Source organism: Mycobacterium ulcerans subsp. shinshuense, assembly GCF_002355775.1.
GTDB lineage: Bacteria > Actinomycetota > Actinomycetes > Mycobacteriales > Mycobacteriaceae > Mycobacterium > Mycobacterium marinum.
Map to the genome: position 1 here is coordinate 1,712,053 of NZ_AP017624.1, position 21,659 is coordinate 1,733,711.

At 68.0% G+C, this 21,659-nt stretch carries 16 protein-coding genes, 1 tRNA gene, 3 pseudogenes and 1 other annotated feature; of the genes and pseudogenes, 12 read left to right on the forward strand and 8 right to left on the reverse strand.

The features are described 5' to 3' along the window. Nucleotides 1-18 precede the first annotated feature (18 nt). A pseudogene (locus tag SHTP_RS07890) lies at nucleotides 19-1,295 on the reverse strand (HNH endonuclease). Between the two features lie 57 nt (nucleotides 1,296-1,352). Here SHTP_RS07890 and SHTP_RS07895 point away from each other — a divergent pair. The 3 genes from SHTP_RS07895 to SHTP_RS07905 are packed head-to-tail and all read left to right on the forward strand — an operon-like array spanning nucleotide 1,353 to nucleotide 3,266. After that, nucleotides 1,353-1,709, forward strand: a complete 357-nt coding sequence (locus SHTP_RS07895; protein WP_011741222.1) for a DUF488 domain-containing protein — start codon at nucleotides 1,353-1,355, stop codon at nucleotides 1,707-1,709. 41 nt (nucleotides 1,710-1,750) lie between these two features. After that, nucleotides 1,751-2,629, forward strand: coding sequence for an LLM class F420-dependent oxidoreductase (locus SHTP_RS07900; RefSeq protein WP_096370247.1), 879 nt, complete (start codon nucleotides 1,751-1,753; stop codon nucleotides 2,627-2,629). A gap of 13 nt (nucleotides 2,630-2,642) precedes the next feature. Next, nucleotides 2,643-3,266 carry a GNAT family N-acetyltransferase gene (locus SHTP_RS07905; RefSeq protein ID WP_096370248.1) on the forward strand — a complete coding sequence of 208 codons (624 nt, stop codon included), beginning with the start codon at nucleotides 2,643-2,645 and terminating at the stop codon, nucleotides 3,264-3,266. 9 nt (nucleotides 3,267-3,275) lie between these two features. Here SHTP_RS07905 and SHTP_RS07910 read toward each other — a convergent pair whose 3' ends face one another. From SHTP_RS07910 to crcB (SHTP_RS07920), 3 genes are read right to left on the reverse strand one after another with little or no spacing between them, the layout of a single operon-like run. Beyond that, a complete protein-coding gene (locus SHTP_RS07910; protein WP_096370249.1) occupies nucleotides 3,276-4,382 on the reverse strand; it encodes a DUF190 domain-containing protein in 1,107 nt (368 codons plus the stop codon). Continuing rightward, the gene (gene crcB, locus SHTP_RS07915; protein WP_096370250.1) at nucleotides 4,379-4,753 is read right to left on the reverse strand and encodes a fluoride efflux transporter CrcB; all 375 of its coding nucleotides are present in this window, start codon (nucleotides 4,751-4,753) and stop codon (nucleotides 4,379-4,381) included. Before crcB (SHTP_RS07915) ends, SHTP_RS07910 begins: the two co-directional genes overlap by 4 nt. Continuing rightward, a complete protein-coding gene (gene crcB, locus SHTP_RS07920) occupies nucleotides 4,753-5,148 on the reverse strand; it encodes a fluoride efflux transporter CrcB (RefSeq protein WP_096370251.1) in 396 nt (131 codons plus the stop codon). Before crcB (SHTP_RS07920) ends, crcB (SHTP_RS07915) begins: the two co-directional genes overlap by 1 nt. A 127-nt stretch (nucleotides 5,149-5,275) precedes the next feature. On the opposite strand from crcB (SHTP_RS07920), the gene pgm reads away from it, so the two are divergent. The 3 genes from pgm to SHTP_RS30335 all read left to right on the forward strand — a co-directional run bounded on the left by pgm (nucleotide 5,276) and on the right by SHTP_RS30335 (nucleotide 7,415). Beyond that, a complete protein-coding gene (pgm, locus tag SHTP_RS07925; protein WP_096370252.1) occupies nucleotides 5,276-6,907 on the forward strand; it encodes a phosphoglucomutase (alpha-D-glucose-1,6-bisphosphate-dependent) in 1,632 nt (543 codons plus the stop codon). Between the two features lie 65 nt (nucleotides 6,908-6,972). After that, a tRNA-Ala gene (locus SHTP_RS07930) sits at nucleotides 6,973-7,045 on the forward strand. Between the two features lie 160 nt (nucleotides 7,046-7,205). Beyond that, complete coding sequence (locus SHTP_RS30335) at nucleotides 7,206-7,415, forward strand: hypothetical protein (protein ID WP_161628242.1); 210 nt, start codon at nucleotides 7,206-7,208, stop codon at nucleotides 7,413-7,415. Here SHTP_RS30335 and SHTP_RS07935 read toward each other — a convergent pair. From SHTP_RS07935 to SHTP_RS30345, 3 genes and pseudogenes are all read right to left on the reverse strand, one after another. Next, entirely contained in the window at nucleotides 7,408-7,560 is a 153-nt protein-coding gene (locus SHTP_RS07935; protein ID WP_231991317.1) for a hypothetical protein, read from the reverse strand. The genes SHTP_RS30335 and SHTP_RS07935 overlap by 8 nt on opposite strands. Nucleotides 7,561-7,670: 110 nt before the next feature. Beyond that, nucleotides 7,671-12,029: a PE family protein gene (locus tag SHTP_RS30340; RefSeq protein WP_157756294.1), complete on the reverse strand. Its 4,359-nt coding sequence runs from the start codon at nucleotides 12,027-12,029 to the stop codon at nucleotides 7,671-7,673. Further along, nucleotides 12,026-13,812: pseudogene (locus tag SHTP_RS30345) on the reverse strand (PE family protein). The gene SHTP_RS30340 and the pseudogene SHTP_RS30345 overlap by 4 nt, the downstream one beginning before the upstream one ends. Between SHTP_RS30345 and SHTP_RS28690 the strand changes: the two are divergent. Both SHTP_RS28690 and SHTP_RS07950 read left to right on the forward strand, forming a co-directional pair. Next, nucleotides 13,712-13,948 carry a hypothetical protein gene (locus tag SHTP_RS28690; RefSeq protein WP_231991631.1) on the forward strand — a complete coding sequence of 79 codons (237 nt, stop codon included), beginning with the start codon at nucleotides 13,712-13,714 and terminating at the stop codon, nucleotides 13,946-13,948. The pseudogene SHTP_RS30345 and the gene SHTP_RS28690 overlap by 101 nt on opposite strands. 674 nt (nucleotides 13,949-14,622) lie before the next feature. Then, on the forward strand, nucleotides 14,623-15,825 hold the full coding sequence (locus tag SHTP_RS07950; protein WP_420872970.1) for an ISAs1-like element IS2404/ISMul1 family transposase: 1,203 nt from the start codon (nucleotides 14,623-14,625) through the stop codon (nucleotides 15,823-15,825). A gap of 1,225 nt (nucleotides 15,826-17,050) precedes the next feature. Beyond that, nucleotides 17,051-17,181, forward strand: a sequence feature (AL1L pseudoknot). A gap of 49 nt (nucleotides 17,182-17,230) precedes the next feature. On the opposite strand, the gene SHTP_RS07955 is transcribed toward SHTP_RS07950, so the two are convergent. Continuing rightward, on the reverse strand, nucleotides 17,231-17,482 hold the full coding sequence (locus tag SHTP_RS07955) for a hypothetical protein (RefSeq protein ID WP_157756296.1): 252 nt from the start codon (nucleotides 17,480-17,482) through the stop codon (nucleotides 17,231-17,233). Nucleotides 17,483-17,506: 24 nt separating this feature from the next. Here SHTP_RS07955 and SHTP_RS07960 point away from each other — a divergent pair, with 24 nt between their 5' ends. From SHTP_RS07960 to SHTP_RS07975, 4 genes and pseudogenes are all read left to right on the forward strand, one after another. Next, nucleotides 17,507-18,463, forward strand: coding sequence for an SAM-dependent methyltransferase (locus tag SHTP_RS07960; RefSeq protein ID WP_096370257.1), 957 nt, complete (start codon nucleotides 17,507-17,509; stop codon nucleotides 18,461-18,463). Further along, nucleotides 18,456-19,217, forward strand: coding sequence for a class I SAM-dependent methyltransferase (locus tag SHTP_RS07965; RefSeq protein WP_096370258.1), 762 nt, complete (start codon nucleotides 18,456-18,458; stop codon nucleotides 19,215-19,217). The genes SHTP_RS07960 and SHTP_RS07965 overlap by 8 nt, the downstream gene beginning before the upstream one ends. Before the next feature lie 172 nt (nucleotides 19,218-19,389). Beyond that, the gene (locus SHTP_RS07970) at nucleotides 19,390-20,013 is read left to right on the forward strand and encodes a TetR/AcrR family transcriptional regulator (RefSeq protein ID WP_172900648.1); all 624 of its coding nucleotides are present in this window, start codon (nucleotides 19,390-19,392) and stop codon (nucleotides 20,011-20,013) included. A gap of 413 nt (nucleotides 20,014-20,426) precedes the next feature. Beyond that, nucleotides 20,427-21,545: pseudogene (locus tag SHTP_RS07975) on the forward strand (IS3 family transposase). The last annotated feature ends 114 nt before the right edge of the window (nucleotides 21,546-21,659 follow it).

Here is a 21,659-nt window from a genome sequence, read left to right on the forward strand (position 1 = left end):
CTACTAGGTTGTGACGGGCTAGGCGGCGTGCCGGGCGAGTGAAATGCCTACCCTGACCTCGAGTTCGCTGGCCGTGACGGTCTGCACCCGCGGCGGGGCGCCGGATCGATAGCTTGTTCCCGTTGGCGTGGTGAATTCAGCTGTGTGCGTGTGGGTTTCGTGCATACTCGTCTCGACTCGCCAACCGTACGCCTCCTTCGCGTAGTTGCAGCGCTCGCACGATCCCAGGCCGTTGTCCGCTGTGGTGGGGCCGCCTTTGGCCCAAGGCCGCGCGTGATCGCGGTGTCGGATCGGGGCGTCGCAGTAGGGAGTGCGACACCGCTGATCCCGCAACTCGATGAAGGCGGCCAGGCCGCGGGGAAATAGCCGCGCTCGTGATTCCATCGCTACCAGCGCCCCGGCTCGGGGATGGGCGTAGAGCCTGCGCAGCGTCGCCCGCGAACGTCCGTCGGCGACAGCGTCGGCGACCATCGTACGGGCGACCGCCGCGGGGATTGGGCCATAGCCGCAGACATTCGCGGGTGCGCTATCGGCTCCCAGCAGTGATTCATCCGTCAGCACCAGGTTGACCGCGATCGGAGTCGAGACCGCCGCGTCGCGCCCGGTGACCCGCTCGACCAGGGTGTCCGCCATCACCTGCCCGCGGGAGCGCCCGTCTCACACCGGGTGTCTGCCGCACGGCGCAGCGCCGCGTACACCGATATGCCCTGGGCCACCGGCAATAGCGCGGTCAGATAGGTCATGGTGTCGGGAGCCGGGCGGATGGTGACTGTCCGTTCCCTCTCGGCCTTGGCCGCCCGGTCGACGACAGCATGTGGGTCCAGCCGGTAGGCGATCGCTTTGGCCGCCGCGGCGACCCGAGCATCACCCATCCCCTCAAGGCCGGACGGGTCGCCACACAATTCGGCATCCAATTCGCGCCGGTGCTCGATGTCCAGACAAGCGCTCTCGCGAACGATCAGGGTGGCCCGCCACTCCGACAGCAACCCGCATTCCAGCGCCGCCAGTGTGTGCGGCATTTCATGCACTAGTGCCTTGGCGAATCCCAGGTGGCGGCTGCCCCGGGCGGGCGAGTCTCGTCGCGCCAGCGCGATCTCATTGGCCAGACCACGTCCACGCCGGGCGGCTGGCACGCCGGCAGCTGATTCGGCAGCTCGGCGTGCCGTGTCCAAGGCGGCCGCCGCGCGAGCCTGGCCTGCTGCGGCCGCCGATTTGACCCTCTCCAGCTCAGCAATGCGCTCGACCAGCGCGGCTTGGTCGGTGGCGGGATCGACAGTCGCCAAGGATTCGAACATGGGTTCGATTCTAGCAGGTTCCACTGACTGGACGACAGCCCCCGATACGCTGGCTGGATGAGCCGCGAGGCCCGGATCCGGGTGGCTCGGATCTATGACGACGTCGAACCCGACGACGGCCAGCGCGTCCTGGTCGACCGCATCTGGCCGCGAGGCATTCGCAAGGACGACCCCAGGGTCGGCATCTGGTGCAAGGGCGTCGCCCCGTCTACCGAGTTGCGTCAGTGGTACCACCACCAACCTGAGCGATTCGACGAGTTCGCGGCGCGCTATGAGGCGGAGCTGTCTGGCAGCGCGGCGCTGGCCGAACTGCACACGCTGGCCCAGGGCGGTGTGGTCACGCTGGTCACCGCTACCCGAGAGGTAGCTGGAAGTCACGTGGCCGTTCTGGCGAATCTGCTGAAAGCCCGCTGAGATTCGTCGCTCGGGGGTGCGCTGCGTGAGACGATCTCCGGGTGCAGCTGGGATTGCATGCGCTGGGAATCGGTGCCGGGGCCGACCGCTCGATGATCGACGCCGTGGCCTGCGCGGCCGATGATGCCGGGTTTGCCACATTGTGGGCCGGCGAGCATGTCGTGATGGTCGACCGGCACACATCGCGCTACCCGTACTCCGAGGACGGCGTCATAGCGATCCCGCCCCAGGCGGACTGGCTGGACCCGATGATTGCGCTGAGCTTCGCCGCCGCCGCCTCCTCCCGTATCACCGTGGCGACCGGGGTGCTGCTGCTGCCGGAGCACAACCCGGTAGTGGTGGCCAAGCAGGCGGCAAGTCTGGACCGGTTGAGCGGGGGACGGTTGACGCTTGGCGTGGGCGTCGGCTGGTCTCGCGAGGAGTTCGCGGCGCTGGGTGTCCCGTTTCAGGATCGTGCTGGTCGTACGGCCGAATACGTCGCCGCGATGCGCACCCTGTGGCGCGACGATCTCGCCTCGTTCACCGGGGAGTTCGTCCGGTTCGATTCGGTTCGGGTGAATCCCAAGCCCGTGCGCGACCGACGGGTCCCGGTCATGGTCGGGGGCAACAGCGATGCGGCGCTGCGCCGCGTCGCGGCCTGGGCGGATGGCTGGTACGGCTTCAACCTCGACGGCGTTGGCGCCGTCCGCGAGCGGGTTGGCACGCTCGACCGGCTGTGTGCCGAGTCGGGCCGCAACCGTGATGAGCTGCGGTTGTCCGTCGCCCTGCGCTGCCCCCAGTCGTGCGACGTCGATGCGCTGGCCGAGCTGGGGATCGATGAGTTAGTGCTGGTTGAGACGCCGCCCGAGGCCGCCGATGCGGCGCAAAACTGGGTTTCGGCGCTGGCAGAAAGATGGCTGTCCACAGTGTGGGTTAGGTAGGCTCCCCGTTGACATGAGTGAAGCCGACACGCTGTTCCCGAGGGAACTGACCGACCTCGACGACGAGGTCCGCAGCGTTCCGCCGCCGCCGGCGCCGGAGGTCCCCAGCCCGTACGCGTTCCGGCTGGCTGATCCCGACGCCGACGCCGAGAAGATCGCTGACTGGATGCGCCGGCCGCACCTGCTCAGGGCCTGGGATGCCGCATGGCCGGCGTCGCGGTGGTACCGCTACCTGCAGGCACAACTCGAGGGCGACTACTCGCGACCCTACATCGGCAGCTTAGATGGCCTGGACTATGGATACCTCGAATTGTATAGGGCTGCAAAAGATCTCATATCAACGCTATATGAGTCTGACCCCTATGATCTTGGCATCCACGCCGCAACGGCTGAACCGAAGTTCGTTGGCCTGGGAAATGCCCAACTCTTGCTGCCGCACTTCGTGGCCAGCGTACTCAATGCCGAACCGCAATGCCGCCGGATCGTCTTTTCCCCGGACTATCGCAGCAGGGGCACCCGCCGATTCTGCGAGAACGGTGGCTGCACATTCCTGGGCGAACATGACCTGCCGGATCGTCGCGTGGCGCTCTACGTGCTACCGCGCACTCTCGACGACGTGCCCGGACTACGCAGCTGAAGGTTCGCTTCAGTAGTCGTAGCGAGCCATCGGGGGTTCGCAGGTGCGCTGCGTCCAGTCCAACGACTCGCTGAACGACATTGCGGCAGGAATCATTTCGCTGGTCACCAGCCCGTGACGGGTGGTCAGGTCCTCGACAATCTCGAAGCTGCGCGCGATCGCCTCGGGTGTGTCGATGATGATCGTGGTTACCGGCACATCGCGGGTGATCCGAAACAGCTTGTCTCCGTGTGTTCTGCGGTCGCCATGAAACCCCCAGATGCCGCGTAGGGCGGTCGCTCCGCGCGCCGCCCCGGACTGCATCAGTCGATGCACCAGGGCACGGTGGATGGGCACCCCCTCGTGGTGACTGGCTTCGGAGGTGTGCACCATCAGCTTCTGCCACAGGTGGCGTCCTTGGTCATCGGTCGGCGGCAGCTGTTGGGGGCGGGCGAACAATCTGCCGTCGTTCTTGCACAGCCGCACCCGTTCGATGGTCAACAGCGGGTTGGTCAGTACGGCGGCGAGTTTGGTGGCGGCGGCGGACACCTGCGCGGCCGTTCCGATGCCGATGATCATGAGCGGAGCGTTGACATTGCGGCCAAAAAAGCGGGCCCGGAATCGTTCGCCATCTGCTGTGCCGTCCACACCAAGAAGTACCGTGGCCCCGGCAAATCCATGCTGCCATAGCAACTCGCAGACGGCATAGGCGGCGGGGGATCCGCCAACCCGGACCTGGCGGCCGACATAGACGGTCAGCTTTGCGGCGTCCGCGGTTTGCTGCTCGATGTCGTTCAATGCTTCGACGCCGTTGTTCCGGGTCACCAGTCGAGCGCGCTCGAGTGTCAACAGCGCCCGGCCGGTCATCGCCGTCACTTCGTCGACCAGCGAGCGGATCTTGGACTCGACATCGACGGCGACGACTGTCACCGGAGGGTCCTCGGACAGGCTCAGCGACTGATCGCTGCGCAGCTCGTGCTTGAGGCCGAAACCGGTGGTACCGCGCAGCATTACGCTCGTGGCGATGCCACGGTTGCCGAACAGATCCAGCATCGCATCGGCCAGGAACCGATTGGTACCCACAACGCGATGCCGCTCACCGAAGTACGCGGTCAACTTGAGGCTCTGCGCGCTCATAGCAGCTGCGCGATCCAGTGCCCCAACAACGCCGCCCCGAGGCCGGCGAGCACGCTGAGCCCAATATTGGCCAGCGCGACCCACATTTGCCGTTCCTCGCTCAGCCGTTGGGTTTCCAGCATCCAAGTGGAGAAGGTGGTGTAGGCGCCCACAAACGCGGTGCCCGCCAACAGGGCCGCGTCCCGGGACAGTGCCAGGCCGGCAAGGAATCCGAGTAGTGCTGCGCCGCTGACGTTTACGGCGAAGATGCCAAACGGAAACGTCCTGGCCATTCTGCGCGCGATCGTGCGGTCCACCAGAAAGCGCAGCGTCGAACCGAGGCCCCCAATGACCATGACGCCCATCCAGACCACCACGGTGCCTGCGGTCATCAGCGCACCCGCACGCGGCGAACCGCGACCGTCGCCAGTTTGACCGCAGGCAGCCCGAAATTAACGCTCACGAGCGTGTAGACGAGGGCCAGTGCCCAATGGCCGTACTCGATCATCTTCAGCGTCTCGACTTGCATCGTAGAGAAAGTGGTTAGGCCGCCACACAATCCGGTTCCCAACAGTGGGCGTCGGTAGCTAGACAACGGCAACCGCCCCAGCAGGCGGGTGGTGAAGTAACCCACCAAGAAGGCGCCGACGATGTTCACGGTGAAGGTGGGCCAGGGCCACTTGGTCGGGTCGGGGACCGCCAGAGTGCTCAATGCCGCGCGGGCCAGGGCGCCCAGGGCTCCGCCGGCGAAAATCGCGGCCAGTTCTCGGTAGTCGGGGCGTGCCACCAGTCGCTTCCCTCCCGCGGTACAAGTTCGTGTCCATTAGCAGCCTAGGTGGGGACTTGCAAGTGGGTAAACCCTGGGGAATACCTGGGAAGTTCCCGAGTGGTAGGGGGAGGCAGAATTGGTACTCATGGTTGCCAACCCGCGGGCCGGACAGCCGGCCCAGCCCGAAGACCTGGTCGATCTGTCCCACCTGGTGACGGCCTATTACACCATTGAACCCGATCCGGACGACGTCGCCCAGCAGGTGGTGTTCGGCACTTCGGGTCATCGCGGCTCCGCGCTGAACGCAGCGTTCAACGAGGCCCACATTCTGGCCATAACCCAGGCCATCGTCGAGTACCGCGCCGCACGTGGCACCACCCGACCGCTGTTCATCGGCCGTGACACACATGGTCTTTCGGAACCGGCCTGGGTGTCGGCGCTGGAAGTGCTCGCCGGCAACAACGTGGTCACCATGATCGACTCGGCGGACCGCTACACACCGACGCCGGCGGTCAGCCACGCGATCTTGACCTACAACCGCGGCCGCACCGAGGCGCTGGCTGACGGCATTGTGGTCACGCCATCGCACAACTCGCCGCCGGACGGTGGCTTCAAATACAACCCCCCCAACGGGGGCCCGGCCGACACCGGCGCCACCAACGCAATAGCCAAGCGCGCCAACGAAATTCTGCGGGACGGGGCAGGCGTGGCGCGGATGCCATTGGCCCGAGCGCTACGTTCCGCGCAGCGGCATGACTACCTGGGCAACTACGTGGACGACTTGCCCAACGTGGTCGATATCGCTGCCATCCGCGAGGCTGGGGTTCGCATCGGTGCCGATCCGCTGGGCGGGGCCAGTGTGGGCTATTGGGGTGAAATCGCCAGTCGGCACGGTCTGGCGCTCAGCGTGGTCAACCCGCTGGTCGACGCGACCTGGCGGTTAATGACGCTCGATCACGACGGCAAGATCCGGATGGACTGCAGCTCACCGGATGCGATGGCCTCGCTGATCGCCAACCGGGACCATTACCAGATCGCGACCGGCAACGACGCCGACGCAGATCGACACGGCATCGTCACCCCTGATGAGGGGCTGCTGAACCCGAATCACTATCTGGCGGTGGCCATCGACTATCTGTACACGCACCGGCCGTCGTGGCCGGCAGGCATTGCCGTGGGCAAGACCGCCGTCAGTTCGTCGATCATTGACCGGGTCGTCGCAGGAATCGGCCGTGAGCTTGTGGAAGTGCCGGTCGGGTTCAAGTGGTTCGTCGACGGCCTGATCGGCGGCACCATCGGGTTCGGCGGCGAGGAGTCGGCGGGCGCCTCGTTCCTGCGGCGCGACGGATCGGTCTGGACCACCGACAAAGACGGCATCATCATGGCGCTGCTGGCCGCGGAGATCCTGGCCGTCACCGGCGCCACGCCTTCGCAGCGGTACCGCGCGCTGGCTGATCAATATGACGCCCCCACGTATGCCTGGGTAGACGCGCCCGCAAATCGGGACCAGAAGGCCCGCCTGGCCAAGCTGTCGCCCGACCAGGTCAGCGCCACCGAACTCGCTGGTGAGCCGATCATCGCCAAGCTGACCCAGGCGCCGGGAAACGGGGCATCGCTGGGTGGGCTCAAGGTGACCACCGCCAACGCGTGGTTCGCGGCGCGTCCGTCGGGCACCGAAGACGTCTACAAGATCTATGCAGAGTCCTTCAACGGGCCCGCGCATCTGGCCGAGGTACAGAAAACCGGGCGCGAAGTGGTGAATCAGGTGATCGGGTAGTTGTTGCGGCCAGCGACTTTGAACCCGTGATGCTAGTGGTGTAGCTTCGATGAGCACGACTTCGCGGGGCTATGGCGCAGCTGGTAGCGCACCACACTGGCAGTGTGGGGGTCAGGGGTTCGAGTCCCCTTAGCTCCACTCGATTTGACTGGGCATTTTGCGTATTTCTACGCGGGATTTGAGTGGTCAGGAGTGGGTTGACGACCGTGTTCGTCCGCACGCTGAAAGCGGGCTCGAACACCGGCCGACTGAGTGGCCAAGGCCCTGCACTCGCAGGCCACTCGGGTACCCCGAGGCGTTGGAAGCGAAGGTCGAGTCGCTCCGCCGTTCCCAAACCGCGGGCAAAGTGTCCGACGGTTACCCGCCGAGCTTCCTACTGACCTTGGCCATGGCCACGGCCACGGCTTGGAGCGCGATGAGCCCGTTCGGACCGTCTTTGAAGCCCTTGTCCAGCCAGCAGCTTGCGGTGATGCGGGAGTGTGTTGCGCGTCGGCCGGCCCTTAGCTGATCACCGACACGGTGTCGTCACCCTTATTTGCGACATAGACGTCGCCGGCTTCGGCGCCGGTCGGGCTGACCGCCACCTCGATCGGCTTGGTACCGACGGAGATCGTGTCTATGACGGCGTTGGTGGTGGGGGCGATCACCGACACCGTGTCGCCGCCCCTGTTGGTGACGTAGATGTCGCCGGCTTCGGGGCCGGTGGGGCTGACCGCGCCACCCCAAACGGTCCGTTGCCGACGGAGACGGTGGCGGTGACGCTCTAGCCCGCACCTCCGTCACCGCCGTCACCGCCGGTGCCCCCGGTGCCTCCAGGGCCGCCGGCCGCACCGGAGGAGCCACTGCCGGCGTTGCCGGCGTTACCCGTGCCTCCGGCGTTACCGGCACCGACGACGCCGGTGCCGCCGTCACCGCCGCTGCCTCCGGTGCCGCCGCTGCCTCCGGTGACCGCACCGGTGCCTCCGGTGCCGCCGCTGCCACCTTGACCGCCCTCGCCGCCGGTGCCGCCGGGGCCGGCGCTGCTGGATCCGCCGCTGCCGCCTGGACCGTCCTGGCCGCCTTGGGCTCCGGCGCCGCCGTTGATGCCGCTGATGACTCCGTTTGCTCCGGTGCCGCCTTGGCCGCCTTGACCGCCGCTGTTACCACTGAAAGTGGAGACGCCGCCGGTGCCGCCCTTTCCGCCTTGACCGCCGAGGCCGGCCGTGCCCCCGGTGCCCGGTGTGCCGGGTCCGGCACCGGCCGTGCCGCCGGCTCCACCCTGGCCGCCATTGCCGCCGGTGCCGCCGGTGCCGGCATTGTCGGTACCGGTGTCGAACGCGCCAACACCGCCTTGGCCGCCGCCGTCGCCCTGGCCTCCATCGCCGCCGTCGCCGTTGGTGCCGTTGGTACCCGTACCGGCAGCGGCGCCGCCGTCACCGCCGGTGCCTCCAGCGGCGCCGACACCGCCGTCACCACCCACGGCGGCTAGTGCGGCTGCTCCGCCTGTGCCGCCGGACCCGCCGCCGCCGGCGTTGCCGCCGTCGCCTCCGCTGTCGTTTCCGCCGGCCCCAGCATCGCCGCCGGTGCCGCCGTTGCCGGCGGCGCCACCCGCGCCGCCCACACCGCCCGCACCGCTACCGGTGGACCGGGCTGCGCCGCCGTTACCACCGGCGCCGCCGCTACCACCGTCGCCAGCACCACCCGCGCCACCGTTGCCGCCATCACCAGCGGCCCCACCTGTACCGCCATTGCCACCGGGGCCAGTGGAGGCATCGCCGCCTTGGCCCCTGCCGCCGGTGCCGCCGTTGCCCCCGTGGCCCCCGGCTCCGCCGTCGCCGCCGCCACTAGCGCCAATGCCGGCGCCGCCCGCACCGCCGTCACCACCCCTGCCTCCTACGCCGCCAGTTTGGCCGGCTTGGCCGTTATTAGCGGTGGGCGCGCCGCCAAGCCCGCCCTTCCCGCCGTTTCCTCCCGCTCCGCCGTCTCCAGCGGCGCCGCTAGCCCCGCCGCCCGCGCCGCCCGCGCCGGCAGCACCACCGGCACCGCCGGTCCCGCCAGATCCACCGTCTCCGCCGACCTGTCCGGCCGAGCCCTGCCGCCCGTTGCCGCCGTTGCCGCCGCCGCCGCCACCGTTTCCGCCGTCGCCGCCGCCGACTCCACCGATTCCCGCGCCGCCGGTCCCGCCGGCTCCGCCGACACCGCCGTCGCCGCCGTCGAGGCCTGGGGGGAGGGCGGCTCTGGTGCCACTGCTGCCGCCGCCGGCGTCGCCGCCGTCGCCGCCCGTCCCGCCGTTGCCGGAACTGCCGTCAGCGCCCGTGCCCGTGCCGCTGCCGCCTGCACCGGCTGCGCCGCCGGTGCCGCCGTCGCCGCCTGCGCCGCCGGTCCCGAGAGTCCCGTCGGGAAGCGCCGCGGCGACACCGCCGTTGCCGCCGGTGCCCCCAGTGCCCCCAGTGCCTCCGGTGCCCCCATCGCCGTTGCCGCCGGCGCCAGCCGTGCCGCCGGCGCCCCCGGCACCGGCCGCGCCGCCGATACCGCCAGCGCCCCCGTTGGTGGTAATGGTGCCGGTTCGGGGGTCGCCGAGGCCGCCGGTGCCGCCATCGCCACCGAGGCCGCCGGTCCCTCCGTGACCGCCACCGATCCCGCCTGTACCGCCGACGCCGCCATCACCGGCCGCACCGCCGGCCCCGCCGTCGCCGCCGAGCTCGCCGCCCTGACCGCCGGTGCCGCCACCGCCGCCGGTGCCACCTCCGCCGCCGGTGCCACCTCCGCCGCCGGTGCCGCCGCCGGTAGCGCCGATGCCGGCCCCGCCGGTGCCGCCAGTGCCGCCGATGCCGCCCGTCCCGCCGTCGCCGCCGGGGTGGTCACTGTCCCACGGACCGAGGCCGCCGGTGCCGCCTTTGCCGCCGCTACCGCCATCCCCGCCGGTGCCGCCACCGTCGCCGCCGCCGCCGCCTTGGCCGCCGGCGCCTTGGATGCCGCCGCTGCCGGTTCCGGCTGCGCCGCCCGTTCCGCCTTGGCCGCCGGCACCACCTGATGCACCCTGGCCGCCGATACCGCCGCCGGAAGTCCCGTTGGTGCCTTGGCCGCCGGCCCCGCCGGTCCCGCCGGTGCCGCCGGTGCCGCCGTCGCCGGAGTTGCCGTCGGCACCCGTGGTGGATCCGGTGCCGCCGGTGCCTGCTGCTCCGCCAATGCCACCGGTGCCGCCTTGGCCGCCGGCGCCTTGGATGCCACCGGTGCCGGTTCCGGCTGCGCCGCCCGTGCCGCCGGAGCCGCCGATGCCGCCGACCCCGTCTTGGCCGCCGGTGCCGGCGTCGGCAGCCCCCGCGGTGCCTTGGCCGCCTTGGCCGCCGCTGCCGCCGGTGTCGCCGACCCCGCCGTCGCCGGAGCTGCCATCAGAGCCCATGGTGGACCCGGCGCCGCCAGCACCCGCTGCACCACCGGTACCGCCGACACCGCCCGTACCGCCGATGCCGCCGGACAACAAAGGATCGGTGCTATCGGTACCGGCGCCTCCGGTGCCGCCTTGGCCTCCAGTGCCGCCGTTGCCGCCTTGGCCTCCGGCGCCCTGGATTCCGCCCGTGCCGGTTCCGGCCGCGCCGCCAGCCCCACCGATGCCCCCGGTGCCGCCAACGCCGCCTTGGCCTCCGGTGCCGGCGCCCGCCGTTCCGGTGGTGCCTTGGCCGCCTTGGCCGCCTTCGCCGCCGTCGCCGCCGAGTCCGCCGGTGCCGCCGTCGCCGGAGGAGCCCTCGGCACCGGTCACTGATCCGGTGCCACCTTGACCGGCTGCGCCGCCGGTCCCGCCGACGCCGCCCTGGCCGCCGGCTTGCGCGGCTTGCGATGGGTCGGTGCTGTCGGTGCCGTCGCCTCCGGTGCCGCCTTGGCCTCCTGTGCCGCCGGTGCCGCCCTGGCCGCCGGCGCCTTGGACGCCGCCGGTGCCGGTTCCGGCTGCGCCGCCGGTTCCGCCGGTTCCGCCTGCGCCGCCTGATGCGCCTTGGCCTCCGGTGCCGGCGCCCGCCGTTCCGGTGGTGCCTTGGCCGCCTTCGCCGCCGTCGCCGCCGAGTCCGCCGGTGCCGCCGTCGCCGGAGGAGCCCGCGGCGCCCATGGTGGATCCGGTGCCGCCGCTGCCTGCGGCTCCGCCGGTCCCGCCGGTGCCGCCTTGGCCGCCAGCGCCGCCGGCTGCTCCTGGGGTGGTGCTGTTGTCGGTGCCGTCTCCGCCGGTGTCGCCTTGGCCTCCGGTTCCGCCGGTGCCGCCCTGGCCGCCGGCACCTTGGATGCCACCGATGCCGGTTCCGGCTGCACCGCCGGTTCCGCCTTGGCCGCCTGCGCCGCCGGTGCCTCCGGTGGCGCCTTGGGCGCCGGTGCTGACCGTGGTGGTGTTGTCGGCGCCTGCGCCGCCGTCGCCGCCGAGTCCTCCGGTGCCGCCGTCACCGGAGGAGCCCTCGGACCCGCTGGTGGATCCGGTGCCGCCTTGACCGGCTGCGCCACCAGTGCCGCCGGTTCCGCCTTGGCCGCCGGCTTGCGCGATTTGCGATGGGTCGGTGCTGTCGGTGCCGGTGCCGCCGATACCGCCCGTGCCTCCGGTTCCGCCGGTGCCGCCTTGGCCTCCGGCGCCTTGGGTACCACCGGTGCCGGTTCCGGCTGCGCCGCCCGTTCCGCCGGTTCCGTCTGCGCCGCCGGTGCCTCCGGTGGCGCCTTGGGCGCCGGCGCTGACCGTGGTGGTGTTGTCGGCGCCTGCGCCGCCGTCGCCGCCGAGTCCTCCGGTGCCGCCGTCACCGGAGGAGCCCTCAGTGCCGGTCACTGATCCGGTGCCGCCTTGACCGGCCGCTCCGCCGGTTCCTCCGGTTCCGCCTTGGCCGCCGGCTTGGCCGACGAGGGTTGGGTCGGTGCTGTCGGTGCCGATGCCTCCGATACCGCCCGTGCCTCCGGTTCCGCCGGTGCCGCCTTGGCCTCCGGCGCCTTGGATGCCACCGGTGCCGGTTCCGGCTGCGCCGCCGGTTCCACCTTGGCCGCCTGCGCCGCCGGTGCCTCCGGTGGCGCCTTGGGCGCCGGCGCTGACCGCGGTGGTGTTGTCGGCGCCCGCGCCGCCATCGCCGCCGAGTCCGCCGGTGCCGCCGTCGCCGGCGGTGCCGTCAGTGCCGGTCACTGATCCGGTGCCGCCGCTGCCTGCGGCTCCGCCGGTCCCGCCGGTGCCGCCTTGGCCACCGGCTTGCGCGATTTGCGACGGGTCGGTGCTGTCGGTGCCGGTGCCGCCGATACCGCCCGTGCCTCCGGTTCCGCCGGTGCCGCCTTGCCGCCGGCGCCTTGGATACCGCCGGTGCCGGTTCCGGCTGCGCCGCCCGTTCCACCGGTTCCGCCTGCGCCGCCGGTGCCTCCGGTGGCGCCTTGGGCGCCGGCGCTGCTCCGGCTTGGCCGCTGGCACCGCCGATCCCGCCGTCCCCGCCAGCACCGCCGATACCGGTAAGACTGTCTGCGCCCGTGCCGCCGCCGCCACCGGCGCCGCCAGCACCGGCGTGGCCCCCGGTCCCACCGCAGCCGAACAACAGCGCGGCTTGACCGCCGGCGCCGCCGTCGCCGCCAACACCGCCACCGCCACCAGTGGCGCCGTTGCCTCCGTCGCCGACACCGTTGATGCCATCAGCACCAGCTCCGCCGGCCCCGCCGTCCCCGCCGGCACCGCCACCCATCAAGACGCCGCCGCGTCCGCCGGCCCCGCCGTGGCCAACCACGCCTCCGGTGGCGCCGACTGTGGTAGCAGCCCCGCCGGCCCCGCCGTCTCCGCCGGAGCCAGCTCGGCCCAACAGCCATCCGGGGTTGCCGCCGTCGCCGCCGGCACCCCCGCCGCCGCCGGCAGTGCCGACTCCGCCGGCGCCACCACCGCCGCCGTGCCCGAAGAGCAGCGCGGCCTGACCGCCCGCCCCGCCTGCACCGCCGCCGATGCCGCCGGTGCCGCCGTGTCCGCCGAAGCCCATCACCAGGCCGCCTGCGCCGCCCGCCCCGCCCGTGCCGCCGCCGATGCCGCCGGTGCCGCCGTGCCCGCCGAAGCCCAACAACCACCCGGCATTGCCACCATCGCTGCCCCCGAGGCCGCCGTCACCGCCGGCGCCGCACAACAGGCCGCCGTGGCCGCCGTCGCCACCGGCGAACCCACCGTTGTCGCCGCCAGCCCCACCAGCCCCACCGCGGCCCCACAGCGCCGCCCATCCGCCGGACCTGCCGGTCTGCCCAGTTGCACCGGCACCGCCAGCGCCGCCGTTGCCATACAGCAGCCCGCCGTGCCCGCCGGTGCCGCCGAAGCCGCCACCGGAGCCGCCGGTGCCGCCCATCCCGCCTGCGCCGCCGTCGCCAAACAGCCACGCACCTCCACCGCTACCCCCGCTACCGCCACCAGTGCCGCCCGCACCGCCGATGCCACCGCGGCCAAGCAGCCACCCGCCGCTGCCGCTGTTGCCGCCGGTGCCGCCGCCTATTCCGCCGGAGCCGCCAGAGCCACCGTTGCCCCATAGGCCCGCGGATCCGCCGGCCCCGCCGGCCTGCCCGGGCGCACCGGCCGCGCCGTTGCCGCCACTGCCGTAGAGCAGCCCACCGTCGCCGCCCGCACCACCGGGGGTTGTCGCATTGGCACCGTTGCCGATCAACGGGCGCCCGAGCAGAGTCTGGACCGGCGCGTTGACCGCGTTCAGCAGATTCTGCTAAACGTTGGTCGCCTCAGCCCACACATACGAACTCGTCCCAGTGTTCAAAGCCGCAACGAACCGGTCGTGAAACGACGCTATCTGTGCGCTGATGGCCTGATACTCGACGCCGTTGGCGCCAAAGAGCGCTGCGATGCGCGTCGATACCTCGTCAGAGCCAGCAGCTAACAACTCTGTCGTGGCGACGGCAGCCGCCGCGTTGGCCGCGCTGACCGTCGATCCGATGTTCGCCAATTCACCTGCGGCCGATGAGACGATTTCCGGTGAGATAGACATGTACGACACAGGGCAGCTTCAAAACACGCTCGGTGACGGCAGTGCACCCGCAGCCAGAATTGATGCGGTTGGTATTGGGAAAGAAAATAGGTAGGCGGCCTACTGGCGTAGGTTCGCTTTGGAGAGATTACCAAGGTGAGCCCGTCGTTGTGGTCCAGCCTTTGTGCGACTCGGTCACGCGACGTTCGGATGGGACGACTCTGCGGGACACGACATCGACCAAGTGCCAACCGCACACGTTGGACCGAAGCATTCCTAGCCTCGTCACGGTCAACAAAAGTGTTGGGGCAGAGGATAACCCGACGTCATGGTCGGGAACCCGAAGATCGGGCAGGATGCGCGACGCGACTCGAGATGCTCAAGGTGCCGAACACCAATCATGTCGTGGTGGTTGGCCGCGATCACGAAATCGGCAGTGTCATTTGGTGTTCATGCGGACCTCATGATCGGCGGTCGGCCGGAGGCGAGGCATGGTTGCGCACCAATCCTGGGACTGTTGGTGCGGATCGGCGAATTCTGCACCGGCAGAGCGCCCAGGCAGCCAACAGTCGGCCTCTGCGTGCAGTGGGTCGCGACGTACGTCGGCTCGTACATCTGGGCGAGCGCCTGGTAATCGGTTCGGCCGCAGGGCTCCGGCGTTGTTGATTAGCAGGCTTGTGAGCTGGGTTGATGATCTTTGGTGCCGCGCTATTGGGGCCGGAGTGTAGGCACGGGCTATCTGGAGAACGATCGAGTTGGTTACTGTTCGTCGTTGGTCTGGAGTTGCCCGTGCCTACCGTTTCAGTATTGCCTGTGTCGTCGGTTCCAGAGGTGTTCGACCGCTGGAGTCCTGGTGGGCGCAGCGAGCTCATCGGATCGGAGTTTCTCGATGTGTTGGCCTCGGTGCCAGACCCGAGGGGCCCACGCGGTCGGAGGTATTCGCTGATGGCTTTGTTGGCGATCGCGGTTCTGGCCACTGCCGCGGGGATGCGCGGCTATGCTGGTTTTGCCACATGGGCGGCCACCGCTCCCGATGATGTGTTGGCCCAATTAGGGGTCCGGTTCCGGCGGCCCAGTGAGAAGACCTTCCGTGCTGTTTTGTCTCGGCTAGACCCCGCCGACCTCAACGCCAGGATGGGCAGTTACTTCACTGCACACGTGGCCAGCAGCGACCCCAGTGGATTGGTGCCGATCGCGTTGGACGGCAAGATGCGGCGTGGTGCTTTACGCGCCAAAGCGACAGCCAAGCATCTCGTGTCGGTGTTCGCCCACCGTGCCCGATTGGTGCTCGGTCAACTCGCTGTCGCCGAGAAAAGCAATGAAATTCCCTGCGTACGTGCCCTGCTCACGCTGCTGCCGGGTAGCTTGCGGTGGCTGGTCACCGTGGATGCGATGCATACCCAGGTCGTCACCGCGAAGTTGATCTGCGCCACCTTGAAGTCGCACTACCTGATGATCGTCAAGTCCAACCAAGCCAAAATACTTGCGCGTATCACCGCGCTGCCCTGGGCCGAGGTGCCCGCAGCCGCTACCGACGACTCCCGCGGCCACGGCCGTGTCGAGACCCGCACCCTGCAAATCATCACCGCTGCACGAGGAATCGGCTTCCCCTACGCAAAACAAATCATCCGGATCACTCGTGAACGCTTGATCACCGCCACCGACCAGCGCAGCGTGGAGGTGGTCTATGCCATCTGCAGCCTGCCGTTCGAGCACGCCCGCCCTACCGCGATCATGACCTGGATGCGTCAACACTGGGGAATCGAGAACAGCCTGCACTGGATACGCGACGTCACCTTCGACGAAGACCGTCAAAGGGCACATACCGGAAACGGCGCACAGGTCCTAGCAACGCTACGCAACACCGCGATCAATCTGCACCGCCTCAACGGCGCCGACAACATCGCCGAAGCCTGCCGGATCACCGCTTTGACCGCCAACCGCCGCCTAGACCTCCTCAATCCACAATTCCCCAGCTCACAAGCCTGCTAATCAACAACGCCGGAGCCCTGGGTTCGGCCGGTTTAGCGTTTCGCGTCGGTGCCGGAGATCGCAAAGTGCTTGAGGGATCGGCCAGCGAATTCCTACCACCACCCACACGAGCTCGTGTTGTTCGACCGACGATCGTGTTGCCGCGACTGGTATCGGCGCCGGTCTGATGCTTCGCGCCGGCCTCGCGTGGGTCCCAGCGATAGCGACGTCATCCAAACCATCGATCCGAACAACGCGGGCGACACCCGCGTTTCCGTTGACTGATGGAGCCGCTTCTCACAACGACCGCTTATTCGATTTGACTTTCATTGCCGTTTGCGAAGCCAGGCGCACTCTAGACCTGGTCAAGGCGAAGATCGGAAGTTAGCAATTGAGCCGATAACTGTCGGCAACGTAATTTTCGACCGTGAGCTGCTGCTACGCACCTGCCTCGGTGGGGGAGTTAGTCGATAGCCGAATGGGGGATAGGAAAGTTTATGCCAGGAATGCCTGGTCGGCCCCAATTGCTTGAGCCGGGGTGTATGAGAGGTTTTCCGAGAATGGTCGCTGAGACTGGCCGGATGCGGCGCGTTTGCCCGGCAGGGCTGGCGACAAGGGTGCTTGGACATCTGGGGCGACGTCGCCTCGATATCCCGTGGCTCGCACGCCTGTGTGCCAACGACACGAGTGCACTGCCATGTCGATATCACCAGCGCTACGGGACCTTACGGCACTACCTGCGCCCGGATGCGCGGCGTTGCGCTCGGCCCGAACCTGCCTCGGCCCGCGTGCCATCACCCGCCGTCCGCGCAATATCGGTAGGGCATTTGACAATTATTTTCGACAAGACTCTCATACACCCCGGCCCAATTAATTGGGGGCAGCTGGTTATTTCTAGTCCGGCCGCCGGACGCTGTTGTAGTTTGCGGCAGTGAAAATAAGGCACAACACCAGCAGTGATGCCTTGTTCAAGCCCGAGCATCGCGAGGTCTCAGCAAATTGTTAGCTATCAATTAGTCGCATCACAGAAATGGCTGTCTAGCATCTGCATGCTTATTTAATGGAAACGTTATAAATCGCCCCGGGGAGGTGCACTGGTTTGAACGCAATCGTTACCTTCTGAGAGCTGCTTGTGGAACCGGTTGAAAGTTCGGCTAGTGACGAACAAACGTCGTTGCTCAATGTGCAGGCCTCCCGGAGTTGGAAGCGACAACGGAAGTCGTACCGAGGGAACAATCATCCGGCAAGCTGATTCTTTCTGGCGGAGCTCGACCGCCAACGCAGGAAGTAGTCGTGTGCAATGACACGAATCGCGACGAATTCGGGGGTCGAGCCCACCTGCACCGGCTGTGATCGGCAGTCGGGCGGGTGGCCCCGAACGCGCATTGCCTGACAGCGCACCCGCCCGTCGCGGTGCCTTTCCGCCTCAACGCATTTCATCAGAGCAGTCCTGCCGCACGTCGCGGCAGGGCAATTCCCGGGTCGGGGCGGCCGCAAAGCTGTGCGAGGCGGCCCGCCGCGCCGGCGTGATATCGGCTGCGATCAGGGCGTTCGGCCACGCCTGGGTACGGGCATTGCCGGCGCCGCCGTAGCCACCGGTGGAGAGCGGCCAAGCTCGCTTCTCGGCGGGCCTCGACGACAAAGACTGCGGCCGCAGACGAAGGGTCCGCGGCGTCAAAACCCAACTCTGGAAAGGTTCATCATGTCCATCACCAATAACGCCCCCCGGGAAGGGGCCGAGGAAGTGGCGGCCACCGCGCTCGGTGTGGCCGCCGCGCGTGCGGCAGAGACCCGGCGGCAGCGGCCGCTGATCGTCGATCCGTTCGCGCAACTATTCGTCGATGCGGCCGGTCAGGACTTGTGGAGCATGGTGGCCAGTGGCGCGGCGCGCGATGAACTTGCCAGTGCCGATCCGGCTTTGGCGGCGGTAGTGCAAACCTCGCTGGGGCACATCGCATCGCGCACCAAGTTTTTCGACGAATTCGTTCCTGCAGCGGCTGACGCGGGCATCCGCCAGGTGGTGAGTCTGGGGGCCGGTCTTGACACCCGAGCGTGGCGTCTGAGCTGGCCTGACGCTGTCACCGTGTATGAACTCGAACAGCCCAACGTGCTGGAATTCAAGTTGTCTACGTTGCGGGACAACGGCGCAACGCCGGCGGCGAAATACGTCGACGTCCCGGTGGATCTACATCGATGCTGGCCGCGATCACTGTGTCTGGCCGGATTCGACCCTGCCGCACCGACCGCCTGGCTGGTCGAAGGTCTCCTGCCGTTCCTTTCTGTCGCGGCCCAGGATCTGCTTTTTGGGGACGTCCACAAGCTCAGCGTGCCTGGAAGCTGGCTTGCCGCTGAGGCATTGGGTAGCGAGTTCCTCAAGCCAACGACGGTGGCGCGCCAGCGTGCTCGCATACGGCGGATGCGAGTCACCGCGACCACGCTGGCCGGGCTTTCCAACGTTACCGAGTTGTGGGATCTCGCCGAAGGACGCTCAGACGTCGCCGACTGGCTACGCGGGCGTGGTTGGCGCGCTTCTGTGTTGACCGCGGAGCGCCTCTTGGCCCGCTATCACCGCAGCGCACCCGTCGAGCTGGGTGATGCAACACCGCCGAGCCCGTACGTAACCGCTCGGCTTAGTGCGGAAAGCAGCCTCGATGCCTAACTACGTCACCACCATGCCTCACGGCAATCCACCGGGAGCCGTCAGCGCAGTGACCGGCGACGGCAGCGTGGTCGAAATCTACCGCCGAATGCCATCGCTGGGCGAAGTTGAACGCATCCATTCGCTACTCCCGCCGCGCAGTTCGGTGCTGGACCTCGGCGCCGGAACCGGCCGTATCGCCAACGCGCTAACGGCGTTGGGGCATCGGGTCACCGCGGTCGACGACTCGGCCGAGATGCTTGAGCATGTCCGTTGTGCGTGCACGGTTCAGGCGCGAATCGAGAACCTGCGATTGGCCGAGAGGTTCGACGCAGTTCTGCTGATATCCAACCTGATCAACTATCCGGACACTCAACTGCTCAGGTCGATGTTGGCCTCGGTCACCCACCATCTTGCGCCGGCCGGAAAGGCCATCATCGAGTGGTCGCTACCGTCCTACTTTGCCGAGCGGCCGACGGGCTGGACCGGAACCCATGTCAAGGCGGGAGTGACGATGAGCTTGGCCATCCACTCCAACCGAGGCGGTGTCATCGACGCTGAGTTGGTTGTTGCTGTCGACGACCAGCAATGGTGCCAGCGGCAGACGATGCGGCGAATCACCCTCGCAACGCTGCGCCGCGAACTGGCACGGGCCGGACTGGTCTTGACGACGGCCGCTCCCGAATCGACTCGATGGTTACAGGTCAAAACGAGGCACGAGCCCGAACGCACGGTGCGGGCTTTCCCGCTCGGGCGGGGGCCTGGTGTTGCGTGAGGGCGGCCGGCTCGCCGAATTTGTGCCGAGAGGCAAGCCGAGGTGGTGCTCACCAACAACCCCTCTTTGACATGTTGATCGACCGTCTGGTACAGCTAATACGGCGACTTGATCTACCGATTGGTAGATCAAGTGTGACGCCAGCACGAAGTTGGAAGTGAGGGCAATGGCGATGGTGTCCAACGATCACAGCGGTGAGCGTGTGGATGGCCGGCGGCTGCGCTACCGGGACCTGCGCGGCGAAATCCTCGACGCGGTCATGGCCCATCTGTTGGAGCACGGGATTAGCGGGATGTCGTTTCGCACTCTTGCGGTAGCGGCAGGCGTGTCGCACATAACGTTGCGCCACCACTTCGGCACAAAGGACGAACTGCTAGTCGAAATCTTTGGCGTGATCGGCGCACGGGTACAGATCCCGGATCACTTTGGTGCTGATGATGTCGAGTCGCTAGTCAGGAAGATGTGGCAGCGATGGACCGAGCCACAGTCTGACCGCAGGTCTCGACTTGTGTTTGAGGCCTACGCACACGCGGTGCGCAGCCCAGATGAGTACCGCGCGTTCCTGGACCGCGTGGTGACCGGATGGATCGAAATCATCCGCTACCACGCACTGCTAGCCGGGTGCCCCAGCGACGAGGCCGACACCTTTGCCACGCTGTTGCTGGCGCAACTGCGCGGTCTGCAGTTCGACTTTCTCGCCACCGGTGACCGCGTGCGTATCGGTACAGCGCTTGAAAGTGTCATTGATGGCATCCACCATCAGCGCGCCCAATGGGCCAGGGTCGCCAGTCGCTGACATCGGACAGACACGCCATGCACAGCGACCTTGCACTGAACCTGGCTTCGCCCGACAACGCCGGGCGGGCCCTGTCGGCTACGGTCCCGCCGAAATGCCCGGCACACCGACGCGGGTCAATATCGCTGGCATCGCCAAACATTGACCCGACATCCACCGCGTCGTGGCCATCGGCCGCGCCGGGGTAGATGTCGAAGACATCGAGGCTGCCCTTACAGGTTGGCACCTGTGGGTCCGCCTCGCCGAGAAAACACCCAACCTGCAGCCACCCGTCGGCGCATTCGCGACGCCGGTCTTGGCTGACAGTTCTCGATTGGATGGTGCCCATCGTGGACCAAAGAACTCTCATACACCCTGGCTCACTCGATTGGGGTCAGTCCAGCAGCAGCACGCCAGCGCGGAGGCTCGATAGGATCGTGGCGACGAGGAAGAGGCACAGCCCCGAACAGGTTGTACGCAAGTTGGTGACGGCCGATCGGCTGCTGGCTGAGGGGCTGGACACGGCGGCGGTGTGCCGCGAGCTGGGTATCTCGCAGGCGACATATCACCGGTGGCGCAACCAGTTTGGTGGTTTGAAGGCTGACGACGCTAAGCGCCTCAAGAAGCTCGAGCGGGAAAACGCCAAGCTCAAGCGGCTGTTGGCAGATGCCGAGCTGGAGAAGATCGCCCTTAAGGAGATCGGGAAGGGAAACTTCTAGGCCCGGAACGTCGGCGGGCGGCCGTTCGTCATCTCCAGCAGGAGCTGGGGGTCAGCGAGCGATTCGCCTGCCGGGTTACCGGGCAGCCCCGTGCGACTCAGCGACACCAGCCCGCAGCCACGACAACCGACCCCGATGCGGCGTTGCGGGCCTGGCTGCGTAGCTACGCGAAGGAGCATCCAGGTCGCGGGTTTCCGGCCGGCCTATCGCGACGCCGTCGTTGAAGGCTGGGTGGTCAATCACAAGAAGGTGCAGCGACTCTGGCGCGAGGAAGGCCTGCGGGTGGCGCAGAGTCGGCGCGGCGAGCGCCAGGCCAGCTCGATTTCGCCAAGCGGGATGACAGCCGACAGGCCAAACCGGATATGGGCGGCGGTCTTCCTGTCCGGTGCCACTATCGACGGACGGCCGATCAAGATCATGTCGATTGTCGATGAGCACACCCGCGAATGCTTGGGTGGGCTGATTGTCCGCAGCATCACCGGCGAAGGCCTGATCGCTGTACTCGAGAGACTCGCGGCCAGCCGCGGAACCTACCCGGATGTGGTGCGCTGTCACAATGGACCCGAATTAGCCTGTGCCGCAATGTCCGAATGGGCCACCGAACACGCAGGTCTGCACTTCATCCCGCCCAGTGAACCTCGGCGCAACAATTACGTGGAGTGGTTCAACTCGCGCATCCGCGACGAATGTCTCAACATCAACAGCTTCTGGTCGCTGAACCAGGCCCGGATAGCCATCAATGACTGGAAACACGACTACAACCATCGCCGTCGCCACGCCGTGCTCGGGCACCTGCCGCCCGCCCGCTACGCCGCCGCGTGCAAGCACCGATGAACGGCTCGGCGCTGGATGCGGCCAATCGCAACGCCAGCGGCGCATCGGGGTATTCGCTAATATCCCTAGCAATCGCGTCGTGACAGCCCGGGGCGCCCAACACGCGACATCCGA